Annotated in this window: 18 protein-coding genes; 9 read left to right on the plus strand and 9 right to left on the minus strand. The window is 73.1% G+C overall.

The genetic code is table 11. The features are described 5' to 3' along the window. Positions 1–2 precede the first annotated feature (2 nt). Positions 3–1,553: an MFS transporter gene (locus Sfr03f_RS13480; RefSeq protein ID WP_435841971.1), complete on the minus strand. Its 1,551-nt coding sequence runs from the start codon at positions 1,551–1,553 to the stop codon at positions 3–5. 258 nt (positions 1,554–1,811) lie between these two features. On the opposite strand from Sfr03f_RS13480, the gene Sfr03f_RS13485 reads away from it, so the two are divergent. The 3 genes from Sfr03f_RS13485 to Sfr03f_RS13495 all read left to right on the plus strand — a co-directional run bounded on the left by Sfr03f_RS13485 (position 1,812) and on the right by Sfr03f_RS13495 (position 6,177). Further along, on the plus strand, positions 1,812–3,551 hold the full coding sequence (locus Sfr03f_RS13485) for a PucR family transcriptional regulator (RefSeq protein WP_108954145.1): 1,740 nt from the start codon (positions 1,812–1,814) through the stop codon (positions 3,549–3,551). A gap of 179 nt (positions 3,552–3,730) precedes the next feature. Then, complete coding sequence (gene gabT / locus Sfr03f_RS13490; RefSeq protein ID WP_108954146.1) at positions 3,731–5,071, plus strand: 4-aminobutyrate--2-oxoglutarate transaminase; 1,341 nt, start codon at positions 3,731–3,733, stop codon at positions 5,069–5,071. A 416-nt stretch (positions 5,072–5,487) separates the two neighbouring features. Continuing rightward, entirely contained in the window at positions 5,488–6,177 is a 690-nt protein-coding gene (locus tag Sfr03f_RS13495; protein WP_108954147.1) for a phosphatase PAP2 family protein, read from the plus strand. Here the strand turns inward: Sfr03f_RS13495 and Sfr03f_RS13500 are convergent. From Sfr03f_RS13500 to Sfr03f_RS13525, 6 genes are all read right to left on the minus strand, one after another. Next, a complete protein-coding gene (locus Sfr03f_RS13500) occupies positions 6,164–6,628 on the minus strand; it encodes a hypothetical protein (protein ID WP_108954148.1) in 465 nt (154 codons plus the stop codon). The two genes, Sfr03f_RS13495 and Sfr03f_RS13500, sit on opposite strands and share 14 nt — an antisense overlap. A gap of 156 nt (positions 6,629–6,784) precedes the next feature. Next, positions 6,785–8,203: an NAD(P)/FAD-dependent oxidoreductase gene (locus Sfr03f_RS13505; RefSeq protein ID WP_108954149.1), complete on the minus strand. Its 1,419-nt coding sequence runs from the start codon at positions 8,201–8,203 to the stop codon at positions 6,785–6,787. A gap of 30 nt (positions 8,204–8,233) precedes the next feature. Then, positions 8,234–9,052 (minus strand): ABC transporter permease, encoded by an 819-nt coding sequence (locus Sfr03f_RS13510; RefSeq protein WP_108954150.1) that lies wholly within the window; start codon positions 9,050–9,052, stop codon positions 8,234–8,236. Further along, positions 9,052–9,993: an ABC transporter permease gene (locus Sfr03f_RS13515; RefSeq protein WP_108954151.1), complete on the minus strand. Its 942-nt coding sequence runs from the start codon at positions 9,991–9,993 to the stop codon at positions 9,052–9,054. The genes Sfr03f_RS13510 and Sfr03f_RS13515 overlap by 1 nt, the downstream gene beginning before the upstream one ends. Then, entirely contained in the window at positions 9,990–11,195 is a 1,206-nt protein-coding gene (locus Sfr03f_RS13520) for an ABC transporter ATP-binding protein (RefSeq protein WP_108954152.1), read from the minus strand. The genes Sfr03f_RS13515 and Sfr03f_RS13520 overlap by 4 nt, the downstream gene beginning before the upstream one ends. 5 nt (positions 11,196–11,200) lie before the next feature. Then, positions 11,201–12,418 carry an ABC transporter substrate-binding protein gene (locus tag Sfr03f_RS13525; protein ID WP_108954153.1) on the minus strand — a complete coding sequence of 406 codons (1,218 nt, stop codon included), beginning with the start codon at positions 12,416–12,418 and terminating at the stop codon, positions 11,201–11,203. Positions 12,419–12,715: 297 nt separating this feature from the next. Between Sfr03f_RS13525 and ybiA the strand changes: the two genes are divergently transcribed. From ybiA to Sfr03f_RS13545, 4 genes are all read left to right on the plus strand, one after another. Continuing rightward, the gene (gene ybiA / locus Sfr03f_RS13530; protein ID WP_108954154.1) at positions 12,716–13,306 is read left to right on the plus strand and encodes a riboflavin biosynthesis intermediates N-glycosidase; all 591 of its coding nucleotides are present in this window, start codon (positions 12,716–12,718) and stop codon (positions 13,304–13,306) included. 421 nt (positions 13,307–13,727) lie between these two features. Further along, a complete protein-coding gene (locus Sfr03f_RS13535; RefSeq protein ID WP_108954155.1) occupies positions 13,728–14,804 on the plus strand; it encodes an adenosine deaminase in 1,077 nt (358 codons plus the stop codon). Further along, positions 14,789–15,508, plus strand: coding sequence for a glycerophosphodiester phosphodiesterase (locus Sfr03f_RS13540; RefSeq protein WP_108954156.1), 720 nt, complete (start codon positions 14,789–14,791; stop codon positions 15,506–15,508). The genes Sfr03f_RS13535 and Sfr03f_RS13540 overlap by 16 nt, the downstream gene beginning before the upstream one ends. 152 nt (positions 15,509–15,660) lie before the next feature. After that, the gene (locus Sfr03f_RS13545) at positions 15,661–16,896 is read left to right on the plus strand and encodes a serine hydrolase domain-containing protein (RefSeq protein ID WP_108954157.1); all 1,236 of its coding nucleotides are present in this window, start codon (positions 15,661–15,663) and stop codon (positions 16,894–16,896) included. On the opposite strand, the gene Sfr03f_RS13550 is transcribed toward Sfr03f_RS13545, so the two are convergent. Both Sfr03f_RS13550 and Sfr03f_RS13555 read right to left on the minus strand, forming a co-directional pair. After that, positions 16,886–17,479 carry a hypothetical protein gene (locus tag Sfr03f_RS13550; RefSeq protein WP_108954158.1) on the minus strand — a complete coding sequence of 198 codons (594 nt, stop codon included), beginning with the start codon at positions 17,477–17,479 and terminating at the stop codon, positions 16,886–16,888. The two genes, Sfr03f_RS13545 and Sfr03f_RS13550, sit on opposite strands and share 11 nt — an antisense overlap. A gap of 167 nt (positions 17,480–17,646) precedes the next feature. Further along, positions 17,647–19,086 (minus strand): gamma-aminobutyraldehyde dehydrogenase, encoded by a 1,440-nt coding sequence (locus tag Sfr03f_RS13555; protein ID WP_108954159.1) that lies wholly within the window; start codon positions 19,084–19,086, stop codon positions 17,647–17,649. A 187-nt stretch (positions 19,087–19,273) separates the two neighbouring features. Here Sfr03f_RS13555 and Sfr03f_RS13560 point away from each other — a divergent pair, with 187 nt between their 5' ends. Together Sfr03f_RS13560 and Sfr03f_RS13565 are read left to right on the plus strand one after the other, a co-directional pair. Then, a complete protein-coding gene (locus Sfr03f_RS13560; RefSeq protein ID WP_108954160.1) occupies positions 19,274–19,771 on the plus strand; it encodes an Lrp/AsnC family transcriptional regulator in 498 nt (165 codons plus the stop codon). Between the two features lie 2 nt (positions 19,772–19,773). Next, positions 19,774–21,234 carry an aspartate aminotransferase family protein gene (locus Sfr03f_RS13565; protein WP_281262835.1) on the plus strand — a complete coding sequence of 487 codons (1,461 nt, stop codon included), beginning with the start codon at positions 19,774–19,776 and terminating at the stop codon, positions 21,232–21,234. The last annotated feature ends 24 nt before the right edge of the window (positions 21,235–21,258 follow it).

The raw sequence follows: 21,258 nt of genomic DNA on the forward strand, positions 1-21,258 counted from the left end.
TGTCAGGGGGACGGCGCCCGGCCCTGGAACCTCTCCAGGTCCGCGGCGCGCGTCTGGATCATGAGCACGGCGACCAGGGCCGCCAGTACCGCCATGATCGCGGCGGCGACGAACGCCGAGGTGATGCCGGCGGCGAGGGTCTGTTCCCGCAGCTCGGGCGGCAACGCGCCGGTCCGCCGGAACCGCAGCCGTTCCTCCGGCGTGGCACGGGCGAGGAACGAGCGGACGAGGTCCTCCGCCTTGTGGCGGCTGCTGGTGCTGAAGACGGTCACCAGGATGGACAGCCCGAGGGAGCCGCCGACCTGCTGGGTCACGTTCAGCACCCCGGACGCGGCGCCGGACTCCTTCTCGGCCACGTTGGAGACGGCCATCAGCGTGAGGGAGACGAACTCGAAGCCCATGCCGAAGCCGAACACGAGCATCGGTCCGAGGATGCCGCCGGCGTAGCTGCTGGTGACCTCCAGGCGCGACAGCCACCCCAGGCCGGCCGCGGCGAGGACGGCTCCGGACACCATCACGATCTTGGGTCCGGTCCTCGGCAGCAGCTGGGAGGCCACCGCCGCGCTGACGGCGATGACGGCGCTCACCGGCAGGAAGGCCAGGCCCGCCTCGAGCGGGCTGAAGCCCATGACGTCCTGCACGAAGAGGGTCAGGAAGAAGAAAATGCCGAACATCGCCGCCGCGAGACAGAGCATGATCGCGTAGGTGCCGGACCGGTTGCGGTCGCGGAACAGCGCCAGCGGCGTGATCGGCTGCCGTGAGGTGCGTTCGACGAGGACGAAGGCGCCCAGCAGGACGACCGCGACGGCGAAGGCGCCGACGGTGAGGGGGTCGGACCAGCTCTTGTCCCCGGCCCGGATGAACCCGTACACCAGCGCGACCATGCCGAGCGTGGAGGTGCAGGCGCCGAGCACGTCGAACCGTCCCGGCCGGCGCTGCGACTCCTGGATGTAGCGGGCGGTGGCGAGGACGATGAGCAGGCCGATCGGGACGTTGACGAAGAAGATCCAGCGCCAGGTCAGCCATTCGACGAGCACGCCGCCGGCCAGCAGCCCGATCGCGCCGCCTCCCGCGGACACCCCCGCGAACACGGCGAACGCCCGGTTGCGCTCCCGTCCCTCCTCGAAGATGGTGGCGATCAGCGCCAGCGCGGTCGGCGAGGCGACGGCGCCGCCCAGGCCCTGCAGGGCGCGGGCGGCCAGCAGCTGCCAGGGCGCCTGCGAGACGCCGCACAGCAGCGAGGCGACGGTGAAGAGCGACACGCCGAACGCGAACATCCTCCGGCGGCCCAGGATGTCACCCGATCGGCCGCCCAGCAGGAGCAGCCCGCCGAAGGTGAGGGTGTAGGCGTTGATCACCCACGAGAGGTTCGCCGTGGTGAAGTCCAGTGCCGTCTGGATGTGCGGCAGGGCGATGTTGACGATGGTGATGTCCAGCACGACCATCAGCTGGAGCGAGGCGATCACCAGGAGCGCGACGAGCTTGCTGCCGCTCCCCGCAGCCGCCCCGTCGGCGTCCGGCCGGTGCCGTCGCAAGCTCGGTGACACTGTCAGCTCCCTCCGCCGCCAGCACCGGCCGCGGGCCGGTTCGCGCAGGTGGGCGGTCTTGTCGTCGCAGGACGAAGGCGGGCCCTCCTCGGGATCGACGGTACGGTCGGCCCCTCGCCCGGGCGACCGGTGCGGACCGTCCGGGGTACGCGGGGGCGCCACGGCCGGAGGGCGGAACGCGTCCGCCGTGGCCTGCCGGTGCGGCAGAATCACCGGTGGTTTCACTCCGGTCCGGCCAAGGACCACCACCTGTCAGGGACACCGATGCCGCCCACCCTCGCCTCGCTGCTGCACCACTCCGCGCTGCACCTGACCCTCCGGGCCGGTGAGGGCACCCCGCTGGACGTCCCCGTCCGCTGGGCGCACGTCAGCGAGCTGCCGGACCCCGTCCCCTACATGGAGGGCGGGGAGCTCCTGCTCACCACCGCGCTGAAGGTCGACGCCGAGGACCCGGCGGAGGCCGGCGGCTACGTGCGCCGCCTCGCCGCCGCGGGGGTCGTCGGCCTCGGCTTCGGGGTGGGCGTCAACTACGACGAGGTGCCCGAGGCGCTGGTGGAGGCCGCGGCCGAGCACGGTCTCCCGCTCCTGGAGGTGCCGCGCAGCACGCCCTTCCTGGCGATCAGCAAGGCCGTCTCCGCGGCCATCGCGGCGGACCAGTACCGCGCGGTGACCGCCGGCTTCGCCGCCCAGCGCGAGCTGACCCGGCGGGCCCTGAGCGACGGGCCCGAGGGGCTGCTGGCGGCGCTGGCCGCCCAGGTGGACGGCTGGGCCGCGCTGTACGACGCCGCCGGAGCGGTGGTCGCGGTGGCGCCCGACTGGGCGGAGCGGCGCGCCGCGCGCCTCACCCCGGACGTGCAGCGCCTGCGCGACCGCCAGTCGCCCGCCACCGCGGTGATCGCCGGGCAGCGGGACGAGGAGGGGGCCGAGCGGTCCGGGGCCGCCGCCGGCGGCGGGACGGCGCACCAGGAGCGGCCACGGGGCGGGGGCCGGGGCAGGGACCGGAGCGGGGCCGACGACACCGGCGAGGACCGGGTGGAGCTGCACACCCTCGGCTCCGGCCGCCGCCCCCGGTCCGCGCTCGCCGTCGGCACCGCGGCCCCGCTGGGCACCGCCGAGCGGTACGCCGTGCACTCGGCGATCGCGCTGCTCACCCTCACCACCGAGCGGTCCCGCTCGCTGCACGAGGCCGAGCAGCGCATCGGCGCCGCCGTGCTGCACATGCTGTTGTCCGGCGAGGCCGAGCACGCCCGGACGGTCGCGGGCGACCTGTACGGCGGGCTGCTGGACGCGCCGTTGCGCGTGGTGGTGGCGGAGTGCCGGGGCGAGGAGCTGGCCGGCGCGCTGGAGGCGGCCGCCGCCTGGGCGGGCGAGCCGGTGCTGGTGGTGCCGGAGGAGGAGCAGGGCCGTCTGGTGGTGCTGGCGGCGGACGGCGGTGCCGCGCTGGCCGCCTGCGCCGAACAGGCGGCGGCCCTGGAGGGCGCGGCGGAGCGCGGCGGGTCCACGGCGGCCATCGGCGTGTCCGCCCCGGCGGGGCCGACCAGTGTGGCCTCGGCGTACAAGCAGGCCGTCCAGGCGCTGGCGGTGGCCCGCCGGCGGGGGCGGGTCCTGGTCGAGCACGAGCACCTGGCGGCCGGCTCGGTGCTGCCGCTGCTCGCCGACGACGCCGTCCGCGCCTTCGCCGAGGGCCGGCTGCGGGCGCTGCGGGACCACGACGCCACCGGGCGCGGCGACCTGGTGGCCTCGCTGCGCGCCTGGCTGTCCCGGCACGGGCAGTGGGACGCGGCCGCGGCGGACCTCGGCGTCCACCGGCACACCCTGCGGTACCGGATGCGCCGCGTGGAGGAGATCCTGGGCAGCTCCCTCGACGACCCGGACGTCCGCATGGAGCTCTGGCTCGCCCTCAAGGCCACGGGCAACGGAAACAGCGCCGGGAACGGGAACGGCGACGGCACGGGGCCCTCCCGGGGAACCGGCCGCCGCCCCGCGGACACCGGGGACGCCTGACCCGGCCGGCCCGCACTGCGCCATCCCGGACAACGCGACGCGCCGAACGCTCCTGCGTGGAGCATGCTCGCCTCGCCCGCCTGGCCCTAGCCTGCGAACCAGGAGGGAAGTGTCCGCCCGGCGCGCGCCGGACGAGGACTCCCGCCCCGACCGTCCGCACGACCCCCAGGGAGCCCCCCATGTCCGCATCCGCGCTGCCGCAGGAGCGTCGCGTCGTCACCGCCGTCCCCGGCCCGAAGTCGATCGAGCTGCAGGCCCGCCGGGCCGCCGCGGTGGCCCAGGGCGTGGGCTCCACCCTGCCGGTCTTCGCCTCCCGCGCGGACGGCGGCGTCATCGAGGACGTCGACGGCAACCGCTTCATCGACTTCGGTTCCGGCATCGCCGTCACCACGGTCGGCGCCTCCGCCGAGGCCGTGGTCCGCCGGGCCTCCGCCCAGCTGGCCGACTTCACGCACACCTGCTTCATGGTCACGCCGTACGAGGGCTACGTCGCCGTCGCCGAGGCGCTGGCCGAGCTGACCCCGGGCGACCACGCCAAGAAGTCCGCGCTGTTCAACTCCGGCGCCGAGGCCGTGGAGAACGCGGTCAAGATCGCCCGCGCGTACACCAAGCGCCAGGCGGTCGTGGTCTTCGACCACGGCTACCACGGCCGCACCAACCTCACCATGGCGCTGACGGCGAAGAACATGCCGTACAAGCACGGCTTCGGCCCGTTCGCCCCCGAGGTGTACCGGGTGCCGGTGGCCTACGGCTACCGCTGGCCCACGGGCGCCGAGAACGCCGGTCCGGAGGCCGCCGCCCAGGCGATCGACCAGATCGTCAAGCAGGTCGGCGCCGAGAACGTGGCCGCGATCATCATCGAGCCGGTGCTCGGCGAGGGCGGCTTCATCGAGCCGGCCAAGGGCTTCCTGCCGGCGATCCGCGAGTTCGCCACCGAGAACGGCATCGTGTTCGTGGCGGACGAGATCCAGTCCGGCTTCTGCCGCACCGGCCAGTGGTTCGCCTGTGAGGACGAGGGCATCGTCCCGGACCTGATCACCACGGCCAAGGGCATCGCCGGCGGTCTGCCGCTGGCCGCGGTCACCGGCCGCGCGGAGATCATGGACGCCGCGCACGCGGGCGGCCTCGGCGGCACCTACGGCGGCAACCCGGTCGCCTGCGCCGCCGCGCTGGGCGCCATCGAGACCATGAAGGAGCTCGACCTCAACGCCCGTGCCCGGCAGATCGAGGAGCTCATGAAGGCCCGCCTCGCGGCGATGGCGGAGAAGTTCGACGCCATCGGCGACATCCGCGGCCGCGGCGGCATGATCGCCATCGAGCTGGTGAAGGACCGCACGACCAAGGAGCCCGACGCGCAGCTCGCCGCCGCCGTCGCCAAGGCCTGCCACAACGAGGGCGTGCTCGTCCTCACCTGCGGCACCTACGGCAACGTGCTCCGCTTCCTCCCGCCGCTGGTGATCGGCGACGAACTGCTGAACGAGGGACTGGACGTCCTGGAGCAGGCGTTCGGCGCCGTCTGACGTGGTCAGCGGGGTAAATGGGGCCCGGCCTTCCGTCCCGGGAGACCCTGTGAAGAACGTGTGCGAGGTGGATGGCGGGACGGGGCGGCGACTGTCCCGGCCTGCTGGTCTGCCGTAAGTTCGTCGCAGATGAGAGACACCCCGAACCCGCGGTCCGCCGCGGGGGTCCGGGCCGAGGTTTCCCCAGCCGCGGCCCGACGGTGCTTCGCGCACACCCGGAGACCTGACGCCTCCGGGTTCTCCTCACCGATCGGACGGCCGTCCGCCCCAAACCCCCCGGGGCGTACGGCACCCGATCCGGACCGTCACTTCACGGCGGTCCTCCGAAGGGCCGGCACACACCCCCCCTTGTGCCGGCCCTTCGGCATGTCCGGGCGCGTCCCGGCGCCCGCGTCGCGTCAGGCACCCTGGAGGGCGTGCCGATCACCTCTCCCCGTCCGCCCGCCCCTCCTCGTCCGCGCCCGTCGTCGCGGCGCGCACTGCCCTGGCTCCTGGGCCTGCTGTTCGCCGTGCTGACCTGGCAGGTCGCCGCGGAGGGTCCGCTGGCCCGGGCCGACGAGCGGCTGGGCCGGGCGCTGATCCACCGGGACGGGCTGTCGGCGTTCCTCGCCGATCTGGGCAACGCGGAGGTGGCCCTGCCGGTGCTGGCGGCCGCGGCGGGCTGGGCCGTGCTGCGGGGCCGCAGGGCCGGGCGGGCACGGTGGTGGACGCCGGCGGCCGTGGCGGCGGGGGCGGCGGTGGCCGTCCCGCTGGTGGTGGCGCCGCTGCAGGCGCTGATCGCCCGGCCGGGGCCGCCGCCGATGGCCCCGGAGACGGGTTTCTACCCTTCGGGCCACACGGCCACGGCGGTCGTCCTCCACGGCGTCGCGGCGCTGCTGCTCCTGCCCTGGCTGCGGCGGCGGGCGGCGCGGCTCGCGGTGGTCCTGCTGTGGGCGGCGCTGGTCGCGGGCACGGCGGTGGGGCTCGTGCGGCACGGCTACCACTGGCCGCTGGACGTCCTGGGCAGCCTGGCCGCCGGCGGCGCCGTCCTCACCGCGCGCACCGGCGGCTCCCCCGCCCCGTGGGACGCGCGGACCGCGCCGCCCGGGGACGTCAGGTGCCGTTGAGGCCGGCCACCGCCTCGTGCATGGCGATCTCCAGCAGCACGGGGTCGGTCAGCAGTCCCGTCCCGTCGGGCGGGACCACCCACCGCATGCGGCCCCCGGCCCGCCCCCACCTGCGTCCGGGGTGAGGCACCACCACCCAGGTGCCGCGCCCGGCCGCCCGCACCCCCGTGCCGAGCCACCGTCCGGCCGTGCCCGGCGGGACGAAGAAGCCGAGGCGGTACTCGTCGAACCCGGCCAGCACCGGCCCCACCCGGTCCAGGCACCGCCGCAGCACCGCCAGCGTGGCGTGGCCCAGTTCGCCCGGCAGTATCAGCACGTCCCAGGCCCTGCCGGCCGGCAGCAGGGCCACGCCGTCGGCCCGGTGCTCCCACTCGCCGCGGCACGCGGCCGGGTCCGGGGCGACCGACGCCAGCCACTCGACCGCCCGCCTCACCGCAGCCGTCCCGTTCATCCGCGGACCACCTCCTCGCTCCCGGCGGGCCGCCGTCCGGCCGCGCGCGCTGTCCCGTGGGAGAGAGGAGGTTGCGTCCCGGCCATTACGCGACTTCGGCACAGTCACCCGTTCGGGTGAGCAGCGGGAGGGGCCGTGGAGCGACGGGAGGGGCTGTCAGCTGTCGAAGCCGAGGCCCACCCGGTCCAGCGCCCGCAGCCACACGTTGCGCCTGCCGCCGTTGACGTCGGCCCGGGCCAGCGACCAGCGGGTGAGCGCGATGCCGGTCCAGGCGAACGGCTCGGGCGGGAACGGCAGCGGCTTGGAGCGCACCATCCGAAGCGCGGTCCGCTCGGTCTCCTCGCCGTCGAGCAGGTCCAGCACGACCTGCGCGCCGAACCGGGTGGCTCCCACGCCCAGCCCCGTGTAGCCGACCGAGTAGCCGACCCGCCCCCGGTGCGCGGTGCCGAAGAAGGGCGCGAACCGCGAGCAGGTGTCGATGGCGCCGCCCCAGGCGTGGGTGAACCGCACGCCCTCCAGCTGCGGGAAGCAGGTGAAGAACTGCTCGGCGAGCGCGGCGAAGGTCTCGGGCCGGTTGTCGTACTCGGCCCGCACCTGCCCGCCGTAGCGGTAGACGGCGTCGTAGCCGCCCCACAGGACGCGGTCGTCGGCGGTGAGGCGGAAGTAGTGGAACTGGTTGGCGAGGTCCGCCAGCCCCTGTCTGCCCCGCCACCCGACCGAGGCCATCAGGTCCTTCGGCAGCGGTTCGGTGACCAGGGCGTAGTCGTAGACCGGCACGGTGTACGGCCGCACCCGGCGCAGCAGGCTGGGGAAGACGTTGGTGGCCAGGGCCACCTTGCCCGCCCGGACCGATCCGTAGGGCGTGGGCACGTGCACCCCGGCGCCCTGCTGCCGCAGGGACAGTGCGGGGCTGTGCTCGTGGATCCTGACGCCCAGCCGCAGGCAGGCCCGCTTCAGCCCCCAGGCCAGTTTGGCCGGGTGGACCAGGGCGACGCCCCGGCGGTCGTACAGGCCGCCGAGGAAGGTCGGGGAGTCGACGTGGGCGCGCACGCCGTCCGCGTCGAGGAGTTCGACGTGGTCCGCGAGCCCGTGTTCCTCCATCGCCCGGTACAGCTCGCGCAGTTGGCCCCACTGGTGCGGTTCGGTGGCGAGGTCGATCTCCCCGGTGCGCTCGAACTCGCAGTCGATGCCGTACCGGGCGACGGTGTCCTCGATCGCGTCGAGGTTGCGGGCGCCCATGTCCTCCAGCGTGCGGATCTCCCCGGGCCACCGGGAGAGCCCGTTGGCGAGTCCGTGAGTGAGGGACGCGGCGCAGAAGCCGCCGTTGCGGCCGGAGGCGGCCCAGCCGATCTCCTTGCCCTCCAGCAGGAGCACGTCGCGGCCGGGGTCGCGTTCCTTGGCGAGCAGCGCCGTCCACAGGCCGCTGTACCCGCCGCCGACCACCAGCAGGTCGCAGGTGGCGGCGGCGGTGAGGGCGGGCTCGGGGTGGGGCCGGCCGGGGTCCTCCAGCCAGTAGGCGGCCGGCCGGGCCTCGGCGAGAGACTTGGTCCAACGGTTCATGGCTCCAGGGGCCATGAATCTCAACTCCCCACACGATGTGTCGGATTACGCCTGTTTACGGGTCATTTCCTGCATCCGCCGCCGGCCGTTGCCCACGGCCATGGAGACCACGACGACGAGCACGGCGACCAGGAACATGGCCGTGCCGACGACGTTGATCTGCACCGGCGTTCCGCGCTGCGCCGATCCCCAGACGTACATGGGGAAGGTCACCGTGGAACCGGCGGTGAAGTTGGTGATGATGAAGTCGTCGAAGGAGAGCGCGAAGGCGAGGAGCGCCCCGGCCGCGATGCCGGGCCAGGCGATGGGCAGGGTGACGCGCAGGAAGGTCTGCGCCGGACCGGCGTAGAGGTCCTGCGCGGCCTGCTCCAGGCGGGGGTCCATCGACATCACGCGCGCCTTGACGGCGGTGACGACGAAGCTGAGGCAGAAGGTGATGTGGGCGATCAGCACCGTCCAGAAGCCCAGCCGCGCGCCCGTGTTGAGGAACAGGGTGAGCAGCGAGGCGGCCATCACGACCTCGGGCATCGCCATCGGGAGGAAGATCAGCGAGTTGACCGCCCCGCGCCCGCGGAACCGGTGGCGGGCCAGGGCGAAGGCGATCAGGGTGCCCAGCACGGTGGCCGCCAGGGTGGCCCACAGGGCGAGCTGCAGGCTGAGCGCCAGCGAGCCGCAAAGGCCGGAGACCCCGCACGGATCGCTCCAGGCGTCGGTGGAGAACGCGTGCCAGGAGTAGTTGAAGCGGCCCACCGGGTCGTTGAACGAGAAGACGGTCACGACGACGTTGGGCAGCAGCAGGTAGGCGAGGGTCAGCAGGCCGAAGACGACGACCAGGCGCCGCCGGATCCAGGCGAGAAGGGCCATCACAGGAGTTCCTCCGTCCCGGAGCGGCGGATGTGGACGCTGACGGCCACCAGGATCACGGCCATCAGGACGAAGGACAGTGCCGCGGCCGTCGGGTAGTCCAGGACGCGCAGGAACTGCGTCTGGATGACGTTGCCGATCATGCGGGTGTCGGTGGATCCCAGCAGGTCGGCGTTGACGTAGTCCCCGCCCGCCGGGATGAAGGTGAGCAGCGTGCCGGCCACCACGCCCGGCATGGACAGCGGCAGGGTGACCTTGCGGAAGACGGTGGCGGGGCGGGCGTGGAGGTCTGCGGCGGCCTCGTGCAGGCGCGGGTCGATGCGCTCCAGCGAGGTGTACAGCGGCAGGACCATGAAGGGCAGGAAGTTGTAGGTCAGTCCGCAGACCACCGCCAGCGGTGTCGCCAGGACGCGGTCGCCCGCGGTCAGGCCGAGCCGGCTGGTCACGTCGAGGACGTGCAGGGTGTTCAGGGCGTCGACGACCACTCCCCCGTCGGCCAGGATCGTCTTCCAGGCCAGGGTGCGGATCAGGAAGCTGGTGAAGAACGGCGCGATCACCAGGATCATGACCAGGTTGCGCCACCGTCCGGCCCGGAAGGCGATCAGGTACGCCAGCGGGTAGCCCAGGAGCAGGCACAGCACGGTGGCCGTGCCCGCGTAGAGGACCGAGCGCAGGAACTGCGGCCAGTACTCGGCGACCGCGTCGGCGTAGGTGGCGAAGTGCCAGGTCACCTCGTAGCCGGCCTCCAGCGACCCGGTCTGCACCGAGGTGGACGCCTGGTGGACCATCGGCAGGGCGAAGAACACCAGCAGCCACAGCAGGCCGGGCAGGAGCAGCAGGTAGGGGAGGGCCCGGCCGCGGCGGCGCGGCGGCCGGGCGCCGGGGGCGGCGCCGCCCGGAGCGGGGGGCGAGGCGGCCCCGGTGAGGGTGGGGGAGGTCATCCGGCGTCCTCCTTCACGGGGGTCCCGGCGACCGTGCCGGACACGTCCGCCGTGCCGAGCGTCTCGGTGCCGGCGTCGATGTCCTGGGCGGCGTCCAGGGCGAAGGTGTGGGCGCGGCTCCAGTGCAGGACCACCTCGGCGCCGGGCGCCAGGCGGGGGTCGCGGTCGACGTTCTGCGCGTAGACCGCGAGGCCGAGGCCGGCGGGGCTGTTCACCAGGTACTGGGTGGAGACGCCGAGGAAGCTCGCCTCGGTGACGACCCCGGTGACCCGGTTGCGGCCGTCGGGTATCCGGTCGGTCTCGTCGGCGTGGGTGAGCGCCGCCTTCTCGGGGCGCACGCCCACCAGCAGCCGCGTTCCGGCGGCCGCGGGGACGGGGCAGCGCTCGGCGGGCACGCCCAGGGTGTCGCCGCCCGCGCGGACCAGGATCTCGTCCGTGGCCGCGGAGACGACCTCGGCCTCGATCAGGTTGGAGGTGCCGAGGAAGTTGGCGACGAAGGTGGTGGCCGGGTTCTCGTAGAGGTCGGCGGGGGCGCCGAGCTGCTCGACGCGGCCGGCGTTCATCACGGCGACGGTGTCGGCCATCGCCATGGCCTCTTCCTGGTCGTGCGTGACGTGGATGAAGGTGATGCCGACCTCGGTCTGGATGCGCTTGAGCTCCAGCTGCATCCGCCGTCGCAGCTTGAGGTCGAGGGCGCCGAGCGGCTCGTCGAGCAGCAGCACCCTGGGGTGGTTGATCAGGGCGCGGGCCACCGCGACGCGCTGCTGCTGGCCGCCGGAGAGCTGGTGCGGCTTGCGGCGGGCGTGCTCGCCGAGCTGCACCAGGTCGAGCATCTCCCCCACCTGCCGCTTCACCGACCGGACGCCGCGGCGGCGCAGGCCGAAGGCGACGTTCTCGAAGACGTCGAGGTGCGGGAAGAGGGCGTAGGACTGGAAGACGGTGTTGACCGGCCGCTTGTACGCGGGCAGCCGGGTGACGTCCTGGTCACCGAGGTGGACGGTGCCGGTGCTGGGCTCCTCCAGGCCGGCGATCATCCTGAGGGTGGTGGTCTTGCCGCAGCCGGAGGCGCCGAGGAGGGCGAAGAAGGAGCCCTCGGGGACGGTCAGGTCGAGCGGGTGGACGGCGGTGAAGTCGCCGTAGACGCGGCTGATGCCGCTGAGGCGGACGTCGCCGCCGGAAGGGGTGCCGGTCATCTCGGTCATGCCTCTCACGCGCCCGTCAGCTTCGCGAACTTGGCCTCGTAGGCCGTCTCTTCCTCGTCGGTCAGGGAGCGGAACTCCCGCGACTTCTCGGCCATGGCCCGGTCGGGGAGGATCAGCGGGTTCGCGGCGGCGTCGGCGTCGATCCTGGCGAGCTCGTCCTTGACGCCGTCGACCGGGCAGACGTAGTTGATGTACGCGGCGAGCCGCGCCGCCATGGCCGGCTGGTAGAAGTGGTCGATCAGCCGCTCGGCGTTGGTCTTGTGACGGGCCCCGGCCGGCACCAGCAGGTTGTCGGTGGAGGTCAGGTAGCCGCTGTCCGGGACGACGAAGTCGATCTCGGGGCTGTCGGCCTTGAGCTGGACCACGTCGCCGGCCCAGGCGACGCAGGCGGCGAAGTCGCCGCTGGTGAGGTCGGCGGTGTAGTCGTTGCCGGTGAAGCGGCGGATCTGCCCCTTGTCGACGGCCTTCTGCAGGCGGGCCAGCGCCGCGTCGTAGTCGTCGTCGGTGAAGTCGCCCGGGTCCTTGCCCATGTCCAGCAGCGTCATGCCCATGGTGTCGCGCATCTCGGTGAGCAGACCGACCCGTCCCTTGAGCTTCGGGTGGTCCAGCAGGTCCGACACGGACCGCACCTCGACGCCGTCCAGTGCCTTCTTGTTGTAGGCGATGACGGTGGAGATGCCGGTCCACGGATACGAGTAGGCGCGCCCGGGGTCCCAGTCCGGGGAGCGGAACTGGGCGGAGAGGTTGGCGTACGCGGTCGGCAGGTGGGAGGGGTCGAGCTTCTGCGCCCAGCCGAGGCGGATCATGCGGGCGGCCAGCCAGTCGGTCACGCAGATCAGGTCGCGGCCGGTGTCCTGCCCGGCGGCCAGCTGCGGCTTGATCTTGGCGAAGAACTCGCCGTTGTCGTTGATGTCCTCGCTGTACCTGACCTCGACGCCGGTCCGCGCGGTGAACGCCTCCAGGGTGGGGTGGCGCTTCTCGCTCTCGTCGACGTCCATGTACTCGGTCCAGTTGGAGAAGCTGACCGTCCTCTCCTTCGCCGAGTGGTCGTCGGCGGCGGCCGCGCCCCGGGGGTTCCCGGCCGGTGGGATGCCGCACGCGCCCAGCGCGCCGGCACCCCCGGCCGCGAGCACGCCGCCCGCCGAGGCGCGCAGCAGGGAGCGGCGGCTGAGAACGGCCCTGCGGCGGGCCGGGGGGAGGCGGTCGGGCTCGTACTGCTCCATGCGCGAGGTGCCCTTTCGGGAATGCCCTTTCGGGAGGTGACGACGGGAGGCGGTCCGCCGCCGAGGGCGACGGCCCTGCGGCGTCCGGCTGCCCGGGGGCGGCGGCCGGAGGCGCCGCGACGGGGTCCGCGAGGACCGGCGGGGCCAGGCTGGGTGCCGATCCTGACAGAGCGGCTGGGCTCCAACAAGGGATTCCGTTGTTGCCATTTGATTAATCAACGGAATCTGTCGACCACGGGCGGGTCGTGCCGAAAACCCGGGGGCGCGCCGTCGGTGCCGCGTGCGACAGTGTCGGACATGCGAACGATCCAGGCGCGCAGTCGTGAGGACCTGGCCCGGCTGATGAGCTCGGGGGCCCGGGTCAGGTTCCTGCACTTCTGGGGCCACCGGCCGCGGAGCGACGGCAGCGTGGGCGCCGGCTGCCTGAGCCAGTGGTGGCCGTCCCCGTTCACCGTGGACGGCCGGCGCTACGCGACGGCCGAGCACTGGATGATGGCCGCCAAGGCCCGCCTGTTCGGCGACACGGAGGCCGAGAGCCGGATACTCGAGGCCGACGGCCCGGCCCAGGCAAAGAATATCGGACGATCGGTCCGGGATTTCGACGAGGCGGTGTGGGAGCGCGAACGCTTCGGCATCGTCGTCGAGGGCAGCGTGCACAAGTTCGCCGCGCACGACGATCTGCGGGCGTTCCTGCTGGGCACCGGGGACCGCGTCCTGGTGGAGTCCAGCCCGCTCGACCGCGTGTGGGGCACGGGCCTCGCTGCGACGGACGACGGCGCCTCGGACCCCGGCCGGTGGCGGGGGCTCAACCTGCTGGGGTTCGCCCTGATGGAGGCGCGGGAGCGGCTGGCCGCGCAGGGGGCGCCCTCCACGGGGCCTCTGTCCTGAGGGGGCGGGGCCGCGGCGGGCCTGACCCAGGGGGCCGGGTCTGCGGGGGCGGCACGCGCCCTGGCGGCGCGTGCCCGGGCGGCGCGTGCCCGGGCGGCGCGTGCCCGGGCGGCGCGTGCCCGGGCGGCGCGTGCCCGGGCGGCGCGTGCCCGGGCGGCGCGTGCCCCCGGCGTTGCGTGCCCCCGGCGTTGCGTGCCCTGGCGGTTCGGCTGGGGTGGCGGCCCGCACCCTGGGCGGTTCGGGCGGCGGCGGCGATGCGTGGTGCGGCCTGCCCTCCCGGCGGCCGCCCCCTGCTCCCCCCGCGCACCTGCGGCCGTGCGGGCCGTGCGCGGGCCGGTCGGTCTGCGGCCCCGGCCCATGGCCCCCGACACCACCCGGGACGCTCGGCCTACGATGTCGTGACCTGGAGGAAGGACCCCGCATGACCGACCAGCCCGCCGTCCGCCGCACCCTCGACGCCGGCGTCCCCCGCGACCTCCACGCCTTCGTCGCGGGTCTCCCCAAGGCCGAGCTGCACGTGCACCACGTCGGCTCCGCCTCCCCGCGGATCGTCGCGGAGCTGGCCGCGCGTCACCCGGACTCGAAGGTCCCCACGGACCCGGAGGCGCTGGCCGACTACTTCACGTTCACGGACTTCGCCCACTTCATCCAGGTGTACCTGTCGGTGGTCGACCTGGTCCGCACCCCGGAGGACGTCCGGCTGCTGACCTACGAGGTCGCCCGCGACATGGCCCGCCAGCAGGTGCGCTACGCCGAGCTGACCGTCACGCCGTACTCCTCGGTCCGCCGCGGCATGGACGACAAGGCGTTCATGGAGGCCATCGAGGACGCCCGCAGGTCCGCGGAGGCCGACTTCGGCACCGTGCTGCGCTGGTGTTTCGACATCCCGGGCGAGGCCGGCCTGGAGTCCGCGGAGGAGACCGCGCGGCTCGCCACCGACGACGCGATCCGCCCGGAAGGGCTGATCTCCTTCGGCCTCGGCGGCCCGGAGATCGGGGTGCCCCGGCCGCAGTTCAAGCCGTACTTCGACCGCGCCCGCGCGGCCGGGCTGCACTCCGTCCCGCACGCCGGCGAGACCACGGGGCCGCAGACAGTGTGGGACGCGCTGCGCGAGCTGGGCGCCGAGCGCATCGGCCACGGCACGAGCTCGGCACAGGACCCGCGCCTGCTGGAGCACCTCGCGGAGCACCGGATCGCGCTCGAGGTCTGCCCGACCTCCAACATCGCCACCCGCGCGGTGCGCACCCTGGACGAGCACCCGATAAGGGAGTTCGTGAAGGCCGGCGTGCTGGTCACGGTCAACTCCGACGACCCGCCGATGTTCGGCACCGACCTGAACAACGAGTACGCGGTCGCCGCCCGGCTGCTGGACCTCGACGAGCGGGGTCTGGCCGACCTGGCGAAGAACGCGGTGGAGGCGTCCTTCCTCGATGCGGCCGGCAAGGCCCGGATCGTCGCCGAGATCGACGCGTACACGGCGGCATGGCTCACCCCCTGACGGCGGTCGCCCATCGTGGCGACCCCTACCGCCACCGCGAGAACACCCTGCCCTCGCTGCGCTCCGCCGTCCTGCGGGGGGCGGACGCGGTGGAGGTGGACGTCCGTCTCACCCGCGACGGGGTGCCGGTGCTGCTGCACGACCGCACGCTGAAGCGGCTGTGGGGGCACGACCTCCCGGTGGCCTCGGTCGGCGCGGCGGACGTCCGGGACCTCACCGGCGGCGGCGTGCCCACGCTGGCCGGGGCGCTGGAGGCCACGGCGGGCCACCGGCTGCTGCTGGACCTGCCGCAGGACGCCGTGGGGACGCCGGACGCGGTGCGGCGCGTGCTGCGGACGGTGCGGGAGGGCGGGGCACAGGACCGCGTGTACTGGTCGGGTTCGGCGGCGACGCTGCTGGCGGTGCGGGCCGCCGACCCGGATGCCGAGCTCGCCCTGACCTGGACGACGGCCGCCCCGCCGCGCCCCGGGCTGCTGGCGGCGGTCCGTCCTCGGTGGCTCAACTACCGGTTCGGGCTGCTGTCCGGGGACCTGGTGAGGCGTGCGCACGCCGACGGTCACCTGGTCCAGGCGTGGACCGCGGACACCGGCCGCACCATGCGGCGGCTGATCGCGGCGGGTGTGGACGCGGTCACCACCAACCGGATCGACGTGCTGACACGGCTGCGCGACGCCGGGGACCGAGCTGCGGGCGACGCCCCCTAAGGGTGGTCCCCGGCTGGGCCCGGGGCGTCAAGTGCGCCTGCTGTGGGGGGTGTTAGGGGGTCGGCCCCCTCCTCGGCGATGATCCGCGCCGGGGGCCGGCGCCCGCAGGATGACCGTGCCGGAAAGGCGCCCCGTCGTCCCGAGGAGACCGCATGCCCCGCAGCACCGCCCGCTCCGCACGCACCGATCGCCGCACCGCCGGTCCCGCCGCGGGCACGTCGCGTACCGCACGCACCACCCGTGTCACCGCCGTCGCCGCCGCGCTGGCCCTGGGCCTGGGCGCGCTGGCGCTGCCGGCGGGGGTGGCGGCCGCCGCGCCGCACCCCGCGGCCTCCTGCGTCACCCTCGCACCGGGCCCCGACGCCAAGGCCCTGTGCGACGCGATCTCCGCCCTCCCGGACGACGAGGCCACCGCCGCCCAGGTCCGCGTCGGCGGCAACGGCGCCTGGCTCGGCACGGCCGGCGTCCGGGACCTGGACAGCGGGGCCCCGGCCCTGCGGCACGCCCGGTTCCGCGCCGGCTCGACCAGCAAGATCGTGACCGCCTCGATGGTGCTGCAGCTCGCCGCGGAAGGGCGCGTCGACCTCGACCGGCCGGTGCAGCGCTACCTGCCCGGGCTCTTCCCGCCCGCGTTCGCGCCGATGACCGTCCGGCAGCTGCTGAACCACACCAGCGGCCTGAAGCCGGGAGCTTCCTTCGGCGACACCACCGAGGAGATGTGGGAGCACCGCTTCGACACCCTGACCCCGCAGGAGGTGGTCGCGGGCTCGATCGCCGCGGGCCCCGGGACCACTCCGGGCACGGTGCAGCGCTACTCGAACATCCACTACGTCGTCCTCGGCCTGATGATCGAGGAGGTCACCGGCGACACCTTCGCCCACCAGGCCCGCGTGCGCGTCTTCCGTCCGCTGGGCATGCGGGACAGCTACTTCCCGGTGAACGGCGATCCGCGGATCCACGGACCGCACAACCGGGGCTACGAGCGGATCGGCGGCCGCCTCACGGACGTCACCGAGTGGAACATGACGGACCGTTTCGCGGCCGGCGACCTGATCTCCTCCACCGCCGACCTGGAGACCCTGCTGGTCTCCCTCTTCCGCGGCGAGCTCGTCCCCCGGCCCTACCTCGACCAGATGTTCGAGGTGCCGGAGGTCAAGGACCACGACACGGGCGAGGACGCGACCATCGGTCTGGGCCTGGAGCGCTTCGTGAACCCCGCCGGCCTGGAGATCTGGGGCAAGACGGGCTCCCGCCCCGGCTACCACACGGTGATCGCGGCCACCCGCGACCTGTCCCGCACCGTGGTCTACTCGGTCAACTCCACCGACGCCCGGGGCGACGGCAACGCCATCGCCCAGCGGTTCGCCTTCCCCGCCTTCAACCGCTGACCGCGACCGCCGAGGCCGCCGTCCCCGCCCCCGCGCCGGTTCCGGCACCCGCAGCGGTACCGGCGGTACCGGCGGCGCCGGCGGCGCCGGCGGCCTCGGCGGTCAGGGCCTCGAGCCGCTTGATCCGGCGGCGCAGGACGAGCAGCGGGATCATCCCGAAGACGCCGAAGGAGATGTCGATCAGCGTCCAGAAGAACGGGATGCCGCGGATCGGTCCGCAGATCAGCGCCAGCGGGACGATCCCCGCGCAGGCGATCATGCCGAACTCGATCACCCAGATGTTGCGCACCGGGTCCCGGTAGGGCCCCCAGAAGGCCACCGCGATCACCAGGTGGGCGAACGCCAGCCAGTCCGTCCCGTACAGCAGGAACGGGTACGCGGCGTCCGCCTCGTCCAGTCCGCGGCGCACCCGGGTGATCCACTCCATCAGCCCGTCGGGCGTCGGCAGCGCCTCCAGCACCTCCTGCGCCCAGCGCAGTTCGTGCACCAGGGGGAAGGCGGTGGCGCCGGACACCACCAGGCACACCACGAAGAACAGCAACCAGCACCGAATGCCCCGCAGCAGGGCGGCTCCGTCGTCCACACGGAGCAGCGTACGCCATCTTTGAACACGTTCAAATACGTTGTCCGCTGCTCGGTGCGGACCTCGGCGGCGGACTCCGGCGTGGGTGCGTGAACGGACGAACGGGGCCCCGGGCGGTCCGACCACCGCCCGGGGCCCCGTCGTCGTCACAGGGTGCGCCGCCGCCGTCAGCCCTCCAGCGAGGTCATCACGTGCTTGATGCGCGTGTAGTCCTCGAAGCCGTAGCCCGAGAGGTCCTTGCCGTAGCCGGACTTCTTGAACCCGCCGTGCGGCATCTCGGCGACCAGCGGGATGTGGGTGTTGATCCACACGCAGCCGAAGTCCATCGACCGGGACATCCGCATCGCGCGGGCGTGGTCGCGGGTCCACACCGAGGAGGCCAGGGCGTAGTCGACGCCGTTGGCGTACTCCAGGGCCTGGGCCTCGTCGGTGAAGGACTGGACGGTGATGACCGGGCCGAAGACCTCGTTCTGGATGATCTCGTCGTCCTGCCGGAGGCCGGAGACGACGGTCGGGGCGTAGAAGTAGCCCTTGTCGCCGACCCGGTGGCCGCCGGCCTCGACCTTGGCGTGCGCCGGGAGGCGGTCGATGAAGCCGGCCACCTGGGCAAGCTGGTTGGCGTTGTTCAGCGGCCCGTAGAGCACGTCCTCGTCGTCCGGCTGTCCGGTCTTCGTGGCGGCCGCCGTCTTGGCGAGGGCGGCGACGAACTCGTCGTGCACCGACTCGTGGACCAGCACGCGGGTGGCGGCGGTGCAGTCCTGGCCGGCGTTGAAGTAGCCGGCCTCGGCGATGGCGGAGACGGCCTTGTCGATGTCCACGTCCTCGAAGACCACGACCGGCGCCTTGCCGCCGAGCTCGAGGTGGACCCGCTTGAGGTCCTTGGCCGCGGAGCCCGCGACCTGCATGCCGGCGCGCACCGAGCCGGTGATGGAGGCCATCGCCGGGGTCCGGTGCTCGACCATCATGCGGCCGGTCTCGCGGTCGCCGCAGACGACGTTGAAGACGCCCTTGGGCAGGATGCCGCCGAGGATCTCGGCGAGCAGCACGGTCGACTCCGGCGTGGTGTCCGAGGGCTTGAGGACCACGGTGTTGCCCGCGGCGATCGCCGGGGCGAACTTCCAGACGGCCATCATCATCGGGTAGTTCCACGGCGCGACCTGCGCGCAGACGCCGACCGGCTCGCGGCGGACGATGGAGGTCAGGCCCTCCATGTACTCGCCGGCCGAACGGCCCTCGAGCATCCGGGCGGCACCCGCGAAGAAGCGGATCTGGTCCACCATCGGCGGGATCTCCTCGCTGCGGGTGAGCCCGGCCGGCTTGCCGGTGTTCCTCACCTCGGCCGCGATGAGTTCCTCGGCCCGCTCCTCCACCGCGTCGGCGATCTTCAGGAGGGCCTTCTGACGCTCGGCGGGCGTGGTGTCGCGCCAGGCCGGGAAGGCCGCGGCGGCCGCCGCCATGGCCCCGTCGACGTCGGACTGCGCGGACAGCGGGGCGGTGGCGTAGGGGTCGCCCGTCGTCGGGTCGATCACCTCGGTGGTGCGCCCGTCGGCGGCGTCCCGGAACTCACCGTCGATGTAGTTGCGCAGACGACGCAGTTCGGTGGTCACTGCCGGCCTCCTGATCGATGCGGGTGTCCCGCTCACGCGGAACGTCTCGTTGCTTGAGACGCCCACCCTAGTGCGGAACCGCGCGTTTCCGACACCCCCAACCGCGCCACATCTGCGAAATCCGCAATCAGAGGCTTTGTGAACGACGAATTTCATCGTTCTGCTCTTGTCCAACGATCGATACGTCGTGCAGAGTGACACCGTGGCCAGTCGAAACGCAGACCCGAGCGGCGGTACCCCCCAGCTGGATTCCGTCTCCCTCGCGATCATCGAGCAGCTCCAGGAGGACGGCCGGCGCCCCTACGGGGCGATCGGCAAGGCGGTCGGCCTGTCCGAGGCGGCGGTGCGCCAGCGGGTGCAGAAGCTGCTGGACCAGGGCGTGATGCAGATCGTCGCGGTGACCGACCCGCTCACCGTGGGCTTCCGCAGGCAGGCCATGGTCGGCGTCCACGTCGAGGGCGACGTGGAGGCGGTGGCCGACGCGATCGCCGCCATGGACGAGGCGGAGTACGTGGTGATGACGGCGGGGCGGTTCGACCTGATCGTGGAGGTCGTCTGCGAGGACGACGAGCACATGCTGGAAGTGATCAACCGGCGTGTTCGCGCCGTTCCCGGAGTGCGCTCCACCGAGAGTTTCGTCTATCTCAAGCTCAAGAAGCAGACCTACATGTGGGGAACGCGATAGCCGTGCAGAGCCCATCTCCCAGCAGCCCCGGCAGTCCCAGCGGCGCCAGCAGTCCCAGCGGCCCCGGCGTCCCCGACGGCCCCGGCAGCCCCGGCAGCCCCGGCGGCAAGGACCGCGGCAGGGCCGCCTACGACCACCTGTGGATGCACTTCACCCGCATGTCGTCGTACGAGAACGCCCCCGTCCCGACGATCGTGCGGGGGGAAGGCGTCCACATCTTCGACGACACGGGCAAGCGGTACCTGGACGGCCTGGCCGGCCTCTTCGTGGTCCAGGCGGGCCACGGCCGGGCGCAGCTCGCCGAGACGGCCGCCGCGCAGGCGCGTGAGCTGGCGTTCTTCCCCGTGTGGTCCTACGCCCACCCCAAGGCCGTCGACCTGGCCGAGCGGCTCGCGCACCATGCCCCGGGGGACCTGAACAAGGTCTTCTTCACCACCGGCGGCGGCGAGGCGGTGGAGACCGCCTGGAAGCTGGCCAAGCAGTACTTCAAGCTGACCGGCAAGCCCACCAAGCACAAGGTCATCTCCCGCGCCACGGCCTACCACGGCACCCCCCAGGGCGCCCTCTCCATCACCGGGCTGCCGGCCCTGAAGGCCCCGTTCGAGCCGCTGGTGCCGGGCGCGCACAAGGTGCCCAACACCAACATCTACCGGGCCCCGCTCCACGGCGACGACCCGGAGGCGTTCGGCCGCTGGGCCGCCGACCAGATCGAGCAGCAGATCCTCTTCGAGGGCCCCGACACGGTCGCCGCGGTCTTCCTCGAGCCGGTGCAGAACGCCGGCGGCTGCTTCCCGCCGCCGCCCGGGTACTTCCAGCGGGTCCGGGAGATCTGCGACACCTACGACGTGCTGCTCGTCTCCGACGAGGTCATCTGCGCGTTCGGCCGCCTGGGCACCATGTTCGGCTGCGAGAAGTTCGGCTACCGGCCGGACATGATCACCTGCGCCAAGGGGATGACCTCGGGCTACTCGCCGATAGGGGCCTGCATCGTCTCGGACCGCGTCGCCGAGCCGTTCTACCAGGGGGGCAACGTCTTCCTGCACGGCTACACCTTCGGCGGCCACCCGGTCTCCGCGGCCGTCGCGATGGCCAACCTCGACATCTTCGAGCAGGAGAAGCTCAACGAGCACGTGCTGGCCAACGAGAGCGCCTTCCTGGGCACCCTGCGGAAGCTGTGCGACCTGCCGATCGTGGGCGACGTGCGGGGCAACGGCTTCTTCTACGGCATCGAGCTGGTCAAGGACCGGGACACCAAGGAGACCTTCGACGCGGAGGAGACCGAGCGGGTGCTCTACGGGTTCGTCTCGAAGAAGCTCTTCGAGAACGGCCTGTACTGCCGGGCCGACGACCGCGGCGACCCGGTGATCCAGCTGGCCCCGCCGCTGATCTCCGACCAGGGAACCTTCGACGAGATCGAGCAGATCCTCCGCGCCACCCTCACGGAGGCGTGGACCAAGCTCTGACCCCGTCGCACCGGTCGGACAGGC

The organism is Streptomyces fragilis, assembly GCF_003112515.1.
GTDB classification, from domain to species: Bacteria; Actinomycetota; Actinomycetes; order Streptomycetales; family Streptomycetaceae; genus Streptomyces; species Streptomyces fragilis.